The organism is Spiroplasma endosymbiont of Lariophagus distinguendus (assembly GCF_023846195.1).
Lineage (GTDB): Bacteria > Bacillota_I > Bacilli_A > Mycoplasmatales > VBWQ01 > Spiroplasma_E.
Map to the genome: position 1 here is coordinate 1 of NZ_JALMUW010000083.1, position 3160 is coordinate 3160.

Here is a 3160-nt window from a genome sequence, read left to right on the forward strand (position 1 = left end):
TCATATTTATTAAAATTTGCGTATTTATTTTGCTTAGGATTTAAATAAACAAAATTTTGAATATAAGAACCTAATTTTACTTCATCCATAATTATTTTTCCTTATTATTATTTTTCATTTCTTCTTTCTTTATTTTCATTTTTATAACTATTCATTCTTATCTTCATTAAATAAATTTAATAATTTTTGCTCTGCTTCGCTAGTACAAATTGTATCGTCAGTAGATAATAAAGTTTCTAATTCATCACTAGAAAATTCATTTAAATTTTCTATTAAATTTTGAAAATTAATAGAATCAACTTTCAAATGTTCAACTATTAAATGAGAGATAAAAAATTTTGTCGCAACAGTACTACCTATTAACATCTCTCCAAAACATAAATAGGGGTTAAAAAACATACTAAAAAGATCAATTGCAATCATTTTTCTTTCTGTAGGCTCATTTTCATTAACACCAGAATCTCTGATTACATATTGAGTTTTAAATGGATCATCTATATTTGGTTCTATTCCAATTATTAAAATAGAATGTCCTTCATTTTTATTTAAAATTGTATTAGCAATAACAGGAATATTCATTTTTAATGAATTTCATATTAAATATTGTACTCATAAAATTTTTGTTTCATTTTCTGACAGTGTTTTTCAAAATTTATTTTCAAAATTTATATGGCTATAAGAAAAATTTAAATCTTTATGTTTAGATAAAAATTTATAAATATTATATAATAATATTCCTGTATCATGATCTGGATTCAAATTTAATTTATCAAAATAATTATATAAATAATCTTGTGATAATTTAGTATTAGATTTGTTTGATAAATTAACTAAAAGATTTTCCAAAACTGCAAGAGAACATCAAAAATCTTTTTTTTGATATTTCATGGGTATTGGCATTAGTTGATTTAAATCAACGTTTTGACTTTCTCATTGACCTTCTGGTGGTTTTATATTTGAAATAAATTTAACTAATATTTTATCTAAATAAAAATTTGATTTAACTTCTGCAATATTTTTACTAATTTTACTTATATAAATTTGATTAATATCAAGTCCAGGATTTAATTCTTGTAAACGGTTTTTAATTACTTGAGGTAAACTATTTGATATAAATCCTAAATCAGTATTTTTAATAATATCAGTTAGTTTTTCAGTTTTTTTGTCTTTTTGTGGTTTACTAATTTTAATTTTGAAATTAATTAATTTTCGACCTATATAATTTGAATGGCTTTTTGAATAAATTTCTACAGTACTATCATTATTATCAATTTTACCCATATAAATTTGATTAATATCAAGTTCAGGATTTAATTCTTGTAAACGTTGTAAAATTGTATCTTCATTATTATCTGATATAAATCCTAAATCATTATTAACTATAATGCTAGAAATATATCTATTACACTTCATTTTTTTGTTTCTATTAGATGATTTTAAATTAAATGCAATTAATTTTTGACCTATATAATTTGAATGGCTTTTTGAATAAATTTCTACAGTACTATCATTATTATCAATTTTACCCATATAAATTTGATTAATATCAAGTCCAGGATTTAATTCTTGTAAACGTTGTAAAATTGTATCTTCATTATTATCCGATATAAATCCTAAATTATCATTAACTATACTTTCTTCTAAATTTTCTATTATATTTGATAAACCAAAATTATAATGATTTTCGTTAATATGAAATAATTGTATGCTATTTTCAGTCTCAATATCTGGCTCAAATCTTATATCGTTTACCATAATATTAGTATTTAAAAGATCTGTCATTGCTTCGATTTCAATTGATCCACCCCATTGTTGGGGTTCCATCATTCTTTCCAAATAAGATATTGCAAAATTTCTTCTTTCTTCTTCTGAAACTGAAAATTGTATTTTGTTTCTTTCTGCTTCTTCTCGTCGAAATGCTTCCTCTTCTTGAATAATGGCGTTTCTAAAAATAGCTCTACTATTTTGAATATGATTATCATCTAAATGAGTATGAATATACCTAATAACTCTAATACGAAAATCTGAAATTAATGTCTCAGAAATTGGATTTCGATATCAATCTTGATTAGCATCATAATTTCTTAAATCAAAAATTTTTAACAAATTTTGTGTTTTCCTTAAATATTTTTTATTTTTTAAACCAAATAACTGAATAAATCTATTTTCAAAATTCACATCATCAGTTCGTACTTGTAATAAATAAGCTGTTGCCACAGATCAAAATAAACAATTTCCATCTCCTAAAACATCATATTGATTATTTATTAATCGCAATTGTTTAAAATTAAAATTCATTTTTTTTGATTCATTTTTTTTACTTTTATTTGATAAATGAATCTCAACACTTCCTATATATTTAGAAAGAAAACTTGGTTTGATATTAATAATTCCTTTTTTTTCATTAATATTAACAGAAATTTGTGATACATCTAATAAAGGATTATTGTAAGATAAAGTTTGTATAATAATTTCTGGAGTCAAATTTGATAAATTTTCTAAATATAAACCATCAGTGTTAGTTAAAACATTTGGTAGATTATCAAAAATAAAATTTGATTCATTAAATGGTCACCACATGTTTTTTCAATTATCAGATCTTTTTTTACGAAGGTCAACAGCAGATTTTAATCACCATTTATCTTCATCAGTTACTTTTTGATTTTGATTTCTATCATTAAATGTTGTTCAATCAATAACATCATTATTTTTATCAACAATTTCATTATAATCATTAAATTTTTCTGTTGTTCAATATCCTTCTGGATAACCCATATATGAATTAATACGAATGCATTCATTTTTTTCTAATTTTTGAAAAATATCATAATAAATATTAGCATTTGCTCAAATCAAATGAGAAAAAGAAGTTAAATCTTCCTCCTCAAGCTTTGTAGAGGTTCGATTTCAAAAATTTTTAAATAATTCAGTTATTTTTTCAATAAAAATTGATTTTTCTTTTATCAAAAAAAATAATATAAATATTTTAATTCAAGTTATTTTATTAATTTTAATTTTCATATATGCATTATGTTTATCTCGATATCATTTTTCAAAAACATTATTTTTATTTACGATAGAATTATCATTTTTACATTTGGTAAAAAAGTTATTAGATTTTATTTTTTTCCTTTTCTCTTTTTCATTTCTTTTTTCTAAG

General features: G+C 21.6%; 1 protein-coding gene. It reads right to left on the bottom strand.

Going from position 1 to position 3160, the window contains the following annotated elements:
- Positions 1-147 precede the first annotated feature (147 nt).
- A complete protein-coding gene (locus tag M0D11_RS07315; RefSeq protein WP_252320827.1) occupies positions 148-3021 on the bottom strand; it encodes an OTU domain-containing protein in 2874 nt (957 codons plus the stop codon).
- Positions 3022-3160: the final 139 nt, after the last annotated feature.